6 protein-coding genes are annotated in these 7,662 nt (G+C 70.2%); all 6 read right to left on the reverse strand.

Features of this window, described 5'->3' with window-relative positions; all coding sequences use genetic code 11:
- Nucleotides 1-197: 197 nt before the first annotated feature.
- Nucleotides 198-2,507, reverse strand: a complete 2,310-nt coding sequence (locus QH276_RS00640) for a bifunctional SulP family inorganic anion transporter/carbonic anhydrase (protein WP_280400600.1) — start codon at nt 2,505-2,507, stop codon at nt 198-200.
- 450 nt (nt 2,508-2,957) lie between these two features.
- Nucleotides 2,958-4,472 (reverse strand): class I adenylate-forming enzyme family protein, encoded by a 1,515-nt coding sequence (locus QH276_RS00645; RefSeq protein WP_280400601.1) that lies wholly within the window; start codon nt 4,470-4,472, stop codon nt 2,958-2,960.
- On the reverse strand, nt 4,465-5,067 hold the full coding sequence (locus QH276_RS00650; protein ID WP_280400602.1) for an energy-coupling factor transporter transmembrane component T family protein: 603 nt from the start codon (nt 5,065-5,067) through the stop codon (nt 4,465-4,467). Before QH276_RS00650 ends, QH276_RS00645 begins: the two co-directional genes overlap by 8 nt.
- On the reverse strand, nt 5,064-5,744 hold the full coding sequence (locus tag QH276_RS00655; RefSeq protein WP_280400603.1) for an energy-coupling factor ABC transporter ATP-binding protein: 681 nt from the start codon (nt 5,742-5,744) through the stop codon (nt 5,064-5,066). The genes QH276_RS00650 and QH276_RS00655 overlap by 4 nt, the downstream gene beginning before the upstream one ends.
- Nucleotides 5,745-5,780: 36 nt before the next feature.
- A complete protein-coding gene (locus QH276_RS00660) occupies nt 5,781-6,908 on the reverse strand; it encodes a thiolase family protein (RefSeq protein WP_280406550.1) in 1,128 nt (375 codons plus the stop codon).
- Nucleotides 6,905-7,662 (reverse strand): AMP-binding enzyme (locus tag QH276_RS00665; RefSeq protein ID WP_280406551.1); only part of this gene is annotated, 758 nt, incomplete at its 5' end. The genes QH276_RS00665 and QH276_RS00660, both read right to left, overlap by 4 nt.

Here is a 7,662-nt window from a genome sequence, read left to right on the forward strand (position 1 = left end):
GATGGGTGTCGATCCGCTGCGCCGGCTCGTCGCGGGCGGGCGGGGGGGGGGGCGGACGGGGGAGGGGGCGGAGGGGGGGGGGAGGGGGGTGGAGGGTGTGGGGGGGGGGGGGTAAATTAAATAATTTTTAAGATGGCGGGCGGCGGGGGGCTTCGCGGCATCTTCATGGACGACCGGGGCTCTCGCCCGCCCGGCAGCTACTTCCCGGCGGAGGCCGGTTCCCGGTGCAACTGCTCGAGCACACCGTCGTTGTCCTCGATCGGCGCGATACCGTCCGCCCGCACCTCGATGAGCCGGGCGCTGGCGATATCGAAGAACAGCCCGGAGACGGTGACCCCGCGTTCGCCGGCGGCGCGGCGGACCGACGGATGCCGGCTCAGGTTCTCCAGCTGAACGGCGATGTTCACCATGCTCAACTGCTCGACCGGTCCGAAACCGGCGGCCGCGGCGGCCCGGCCGACAGGATGTCCGGCACGGTAGCGGTCGAGGCTGGGCTGCCCGTATTCGAGCCAACGGTCGATGCCCGGACCGGCGGACTCCCCCGAGTGCAGCGCGCCCATGGCCCCGCAGGAGGAGTGACCGCAGACCACCACCGACCGGACATTCAGTTTCTCGAGCGCGAAGACCAGCGCGGCTTCGACCGAGGCGTCACCTTCCGCGGGCACCAGGTTGCCGACATTGCGGACGGTGAACAGGTCGCCCGGCCCGCTGTTGGTGATCACATTCGGCACGATCCGCGAATCGGAGCAGGTGAGGAAGAACGAATCCGGGTCCTGCCCGTCGCGCAGTTCGTCCAGATGCGGGCGCATCAGATGGGCGTGGCTGCGGTGGTAGGCGGCGATCCCGCTGACCAGCGGATCGGTGCCGCTTGCGGACCCGTCGGCGGACGGGTCACGATCGACCCGCCAGGGCCCGAGCACATCGTCGAGTACTACCCGGCCGAGGCTGCGCGACGGCGGCGCCGCATCGGCCTTCGCCATCCGCGCCTCGCCGATTTCGACGAAGTCGACTGTGCCGCCGTTGCTTTCGTGCTGGCGCGCCCAATCGGTGATGGCGTCGTAGGCGGCGTGGTCGAGGAAATCGACGGTCATCTCCACTGTCACCGGCACGCCCTGCGGGACCTTCGCAAAGGTGGAGGACAGTTTCGGCAGCGACAGGAAGGTGCAGGAACCATCGATGCGGACCAGCCAGCGATCGGTCCCACCCAGCGGCTCGGCGGTGATCGCGACCCGCACAACCCGCCAGATCAGCAGTGCGAAGGCCAGCGCCAAGCCGATGAGCACGCCCTCGAGCAGGTTCAGGAACACCACCGAGAGCAGGGTGACCGCGTAGACCAGCAGGTCACCGGTGCGGTGGGCGAGCCGGATATGCGCCAGTTTCACCAGCTGCACACCGATGACGATCAGCAGACCGGCCAGCGCGGCCAGCGGAATCTGCTCCACGAACGAGACCAGGGCCACCGAGAAGACCAGCACCCAGACACCGTGCAGTATCGCCGAGGCGCGGGTGCGGCCCCCCGCGGCGACGTTGGTGGAACTGCGCACGATGACGCCGGTGACGGGCAGGCCGCCGAGCAGACCGGACAGCACATTCGCCGAGCCCTGGCCGATCATCTCGCGGTCGAAATCGGAGCGCGGTCCCGTGTGCATCTTGTCGATGGCCACGGCACACAGCAGGCTCTCCACACTGGCGATGAGCGCGAAGGTCAGGATCATCACCGCGATCCCGGCCCAGTCGCTGCGGGGCAATTCCGGCAGGCCGATCGCATCGAACAGGGAACCGTCGATGGTGACCCGTTTGACGTCGAGGGACAACGCCAGCGACAACGCGGTGGCCACCACGATCGCGGCCAGGGCGCCGGGGACGACCCTGACGCGTTCGGGTAGGTACTTCCAGCCGAGCATGATGGCGATGACCACCACGCCGATGAAGGCGGCCGGACCGTGCAGCGAAAGCAGTTGCGCGGGCAGTTCGGTGATGTTGTTCCAGGCAGTACTGTTGGATTCGCCACCGAGGAGTACGTGCAACTGTTGCAGGGCGATGGTGACACCGATACCGGCGAGCATCGCGTGCACCACCACGGGAGCCACCGCCAGGGCGGCCCGTGCGATCCGGCTCAAACCGAACAGGATCTGCAGGATCCCCGCGGCGACAACGATGAATCCGGTGACCTTCCAACCGAATTGGTGGATCGATTCGGCAACGATCACGGTGAGTCCGGCAGCGGGGCCACTCACCTGTAGCGGGGAGCCACCCAGCGAACCGGCGACGATACCGCCGATGACGGCGGCGATGAGCCCGGCGGCCACGGGAGCACCGGAGGCGATGGCGATACCGATCGAAAGCGGTAGCGCCACAAGGAATACCACGATCGATGCGGGCAGGTCGTAGCGCAGGATCGAGGTGAGCTTCGGGCTTCCGAAGCGGGGCGCGGACCCGGCGGGGCGCAGTCCCGCTGGGTCCGGACCAGGCTCTGTCGCAGGGGAATTCGGGATTTTGGTTGCCATTGCTCTCCTTCGCCGACTCGGCCGGAGCCGAGGTCGGTCGACGATCAATATGTCCAGTCGGGCACAGACCGCGAACCGGCATCTCGCGGTGAAGTAGGTACTCGGCACGGCAACGGGCCGAGACTTAAACCGTCGCCATAGTATGAGTAAAGACTTAGCAAAGCCTGAGAGGGCACCTCCACTGCTGGTGATATCGCACCGAACGACGCCGTCCGATCGCTTCCGACCTCGGTAGTTGTCGAAATACGCTGCAGAGCAAGAGATTACGAGCCGACGATCAGCGCCTGGGCGGCCGGGCCGAACCTGCGGGCGGGTCGGCGCCGAAACTGTTCGTCAACTCCTCTTATAGTAAAGAACTACCCAAACTTGGCAATAGATTGGGAGTGTCGAAAATGACAATCGCTGCCGAACCGCAATGTGTCGCGGCACATCGGTGACGCCTGCCGGTGCTCAGCCGATCGCGGCACGCAGGGCAGGACGGTCGAGCTTGCCGCGTGGCGTCCGCGGCAACGCCTCCAGCACCTCGATCCGCACCGGCACACTCGGCGCCGGAAGCGTCGCGCGCAGCCGCCGGCGGATCTCCCCGCTGTCCGGCGCGCGTTCGTCCACCACAACCGCGGCCACCGGTACCTGACCCCAGCGTTCGTCCGCGATCCCGATACAAGCCGCCTCGGTGACCCCGGGGATCGCGGTGAGCGCGGCTTCCACCGCCGCGGGTTCCACATTCAGACCGCCGCGGATCAGCATCTCGCTGTCCCGGCCGAACAACCGCAACCGCCTGCCGTCGAGCGCGCCGCGATCCCCCACCGAAACCCACCCGTCGACGGGGCCGTCCACCACACCGGACTCGGTCAGATAGCCGCGGAAAACCATATCGCTGCGCACGAACACACGGCCGTCGCGGATCTGCGCCTCGACCCCGTCGAACAACTCGCCGACCGAATATTCGCCGGCCGCCACCGGGCCCGAATCGCCGGCCGCCATCCGGCCCGTGTCAACGGCCGCCACCGGGCCCGAATCGCCGGCCGCCACCCAGCCCGTGTCAACGGCCGCCCTCGTGCTCGTTTCCACGGCCGCGGGCGGACCCGGTTCGGCGGCTGCGCCGAGGCCCCGGTCGAACGAGACGAAGCTGAGTTCGGAAGCACCGTAGAAATGGGTGAGCGTCGCGTCCGGCAGCACCTCCTGCAGGGCGGCCCGCCCGTTCCGGGGCCATCGCGCCGCCGAGGACAGGACCTCCCGGACCCCGCGGAACGGCGCGACCGCCGTCCGCACGACATCCCAGGCAAGGGTCGGCACGGCGTACAGGTGGGTCGCACCGGCCGCGAGCGCATCGGGGGCGGCCCGCAGATCGACCGCCGCGCCGCGGGTCAGGGCGTGCAGGGCACCGTAGAGGAAATGCGTGTGGTCCAGTACCCCGGGCACGGCGACCGTATCGCCCGGCCCGATATCGAAGGTGCGGTCGGAGCGGTCGAGGGTCGCCGCCCAGGACGCCTGATCCCGGACGAAGAGCTTCGGCTCGCCGGTGGTTCCGGAGGTGATACCCACCAGCAGTTCGGAATCCGGCCGGGCACAGCTCACCGGCCCGGCGCACTCCAGTTCGGTCGCGGTGCGGAGTACGCCGTCGTACCCCATCCGGCGCAACCGCGGGTGTTGTGCGGTGACCGCCACCACCGCATCGGGTCGTGCCACGACCAGCACCCTCCGCAACTGGTCCGGAAGCAGATGCCGGTGCAACAGCACCACGCACACGCCGGCCCGCATGGCCGCGGCGACCGTGACCAGCGAGTCGATATCCGAGGTCGGTAATACGGCGACCCGCCGCATACCGGTGAGCCCGGCCGCGACGCGGGTGGCGCGCCGCCACAATCCGGAATAGTCGATGCTTTCGCCGGCGGTCCGCACCGCCGGCGCCGCGGGCCGGGACCGGAACTGCCGCGCGATCCGTTCCGCGAGCAGTTCAGTCATCGTCGACCCCGCGCGCCGCGAGCGCATCCCCCATCGCGTCGGCCGTCCGCAACGACCGCACCAGCACCGGCGTGACCAGCGCCGTCATCGACCACTGCAGCCCCCGCGCCCGCCGCGCCTCGGCGACCTCCCGCACGATCGTGGCCAGCAGCGGGACACAGCGGATCGCCAGCGCCAGCAGCAACCCGATCCGGTCCGGGTCCACGCCGATCCGCCGCAGCGGCCCCAGCGCCCGGGTGACGGCGTCGAGCATCTCGGTGACCCGGGTGGTCAGCGTGACCAGCGCCGCCAGCGCCACCGACAGCAGCAGCAACCCGCACACCACCAGTGCCCGCGCGGGCGAGGTGGTCAGAATCTGGAACACCGCGATGATCGCCAGCATCCACACCATCGGGCGCAACTGGTCGAGTGCCACCCGCCACGGAATCCGGGCCAGCGCGAACAAGACCGTCACACCCGCCGCGGCCACGGCGAGTTGCGGTGGCGTGCGCACGAATACCGTTGCCGCCGTGATGGTCACGAGCAGCAGTGTGAGTTTCATCCCGGCCGGGGTGCGATGCACCGGCGAATTCCCGGGGCGGTACAGCCCGATCACTCGACCAGCTCCCGGTAGGCCGGCAGCGCGGCGGCCGGTGCGCCGTCGAAGGCCACCGCGCCGTCGTCGATGACGATCACCCGGTCGAATCCGGCCAGCAGCGACAGCTGATGCGTCACCACGATCACCTGCTGATCGACGGCGTCCAAGGCCTCGGCGATGATCCGGGCGTTACGCAGATCCAGCAGGGTGGTGGGTTCGTCGGCGACGATCACCTCCGGCCGCCGGATCAGCACCGCACCCAGCGCGAGCAACTGTTTCTGCCCACCGGAGAGCAGATGCGACGGATGCTCCGCATGCCCCGCGAGGCCGAACCGGTCCAGGATCTCGGCCACCCGCGCCGCGACCTCCGCCTTCGCCAACCCGCTGCGGCGCAGCGAGAACGCCAGATCCTCGGCCACCGTGGGCATCACGATCTGGGTATCCGGGTCGGTGAATACGAACCCGACCTTGCGCCGCACCCGCGCACCCTTGCGTGCGGTGTCGACACCGTCCACCGTCACGGTGCCGGAACTGGGGGTGAGCAGACCGTTGATCATGCGGGCCAGCGTCGATTTCCCCGACCCGTTCGCCCCGACGATCCCGACCCGGCGTTCCACGATCCGCAGATCGATCCCGCGCAACACCTGCCGCTCACCGAAGGAATGGCTCACCGACCCGAACACGATCTCACTCATCCTGTACCTCCCGGCGTGAGCGCGGCCCCGTCCCGTTCATGCCGTCCGCTCCAGGAGCATCGCGACTCCCTGTCCGCCGCCGATGGCACAGGCGGCCAGGCCGAGCTCGGGGCCGTCCGGGCGCAGCATCCGGCTCGCCAGCCGGGTCAGCAGAACCGCGCCCGACGCGCCCCACGGATGGCCCATGGCGATCGCGCCGCCCTCCGGGCAGATCAACGATTCGTCCAGCTCCAGTTCGTCGGCGACCGCCAGAACCACCGACGCGAAGGCCTCGGTGATCTCCACGACGCCCACTTCGGACACCGTGCGGCCGGCCCGGCGCAGGACCTTGCGGATCGCCGGTACGGGGCCCAGGCCGGGCAGTGCCGGATCACCGGCGGCGACGGCGGTGGCCGCGATACGCAGCGCCGGTAACCCGGCGGCCAGCCGGGGTGTCGTCACGGCGACGACCGCGGCGCCGTCGGAGATACCGCAGGAGTTACCGGCCGTCGCGGTACCGTCGGGTCCGAAACTCGGTCGCAGCCGGGCCAGCCGCGCCGTGGTCATCCCGCGGCGGATGCGCTCGTCGCGGCCGACCCCGGCCACCGGCACGATCTCCGCGGTGAAATCCGCGGCCGCGGCCAGCGTATGCGACCGTGCCGCGTACTCGTCCTGGCGTTCCCGCGAGATTCCCCGGACCCGCGCGAGATCGTCGGCGGCCACACCCATATCGGGATCCGGGAAACCGGGCGGCGCGAACGGTGCCCGGGTGTAGCGCACCGGGCCGGCGCCCGCCGCCGGCGGCCAGAACCGCCAGGGCGCGGTGCTGGCCGATTCGGCGCCACCGGCCAGGATCAGCTCGTCGGCACCACTGCGCACCCGCAGTGCCGCCTGGATCACCGCCTCCAGCCCGGAACCGCACTGCCGGTCGACCGTCACGCCGGGTACCTCGGTGCCGAGGCCCGCCTGCAGCGCCGCGACCCGGGCCGGGTCGCCACCGGGACCGAGGCAGTTGCCGAGCACGACATCGTCGACCGGCGCATCGATCCCCGCGTCCCGCAGCGCGCCGGCCACGGCGGCGAGCACGGGCGCCGCGAGATCGGTGACGGTGCGCCCGGCGAACCCGTGGCCGGCCGTGCCGATGGGGGTGCGGCGGGCGGCGACGAGAACGGGTTCGGTGCTCATACGAGCAAGTCTTTCAACCGCCCGCGTGCGATCTTCCCGGCGGCCGTGGTGGGCATCTCCGGCACCGGCACCCAGCGGCGCGGCATCGCTTCCTTGCTGAGCAGACCGCGTGCTCGCCGCCGGATCTCGTCGATATCCGTACCGTCCAATTGCACGGCGGCGGTAACGGTTTCACCGAAAACGGCGTGCGGGCTACCGATCACGGCGGCCGCCGCGACACCGTCGATGGCACCGAGCACGCGCTCGACATCCTCGGCGACCACGGCGGTTCCGCCGACATTGATCACGGCGTCGCCCCGGCCGTGCACCCGCAACTCTCCGGCGTCTCCGAGTTCGGCGAGATCGCCCACGCAGAACCAGTCCGGCGCACCGAGCACGGTGTACGGGGAGCGTACGTGCAGTAGTCCGTCGCGAATCCGCGCCTGCACCGCGGGCAGCACCCGCAGCGGCGCGGGAATCTCGCGGGCCGCGACGAGCGAGACCTCCGAGGAGCCGTAGTACTCGACGACCCGGAGGTGACGGGCCGCGGCCAGCGCGCCCGGATCGGCCGCGATCCCGGCCACGATCGCGGTCCGCAACCGGGGCGCCCGCGACACCACGTCCCGCAGGACCGCGGGGACGGCGTGCACCACCGTGGCCCGGGCGGGGTCGTCGGTGACGCAGGCACCGCGCCACAGGGCGTGCAACGCCCCGAACAGATGCATGGTCGCGTGCAACGGTCCGGTGATCAGTACCCGGTCCCGGGCGGTCACGC

This window comes from Nocardia carnea (genome assembly GCF_029869215.1).
Lineage (GTDB): Bacteria > Actinomycetota > Actinomycetes > Mycobacteriales > Mycobacteriaceae > Nocardia > Nocardia carnea_B.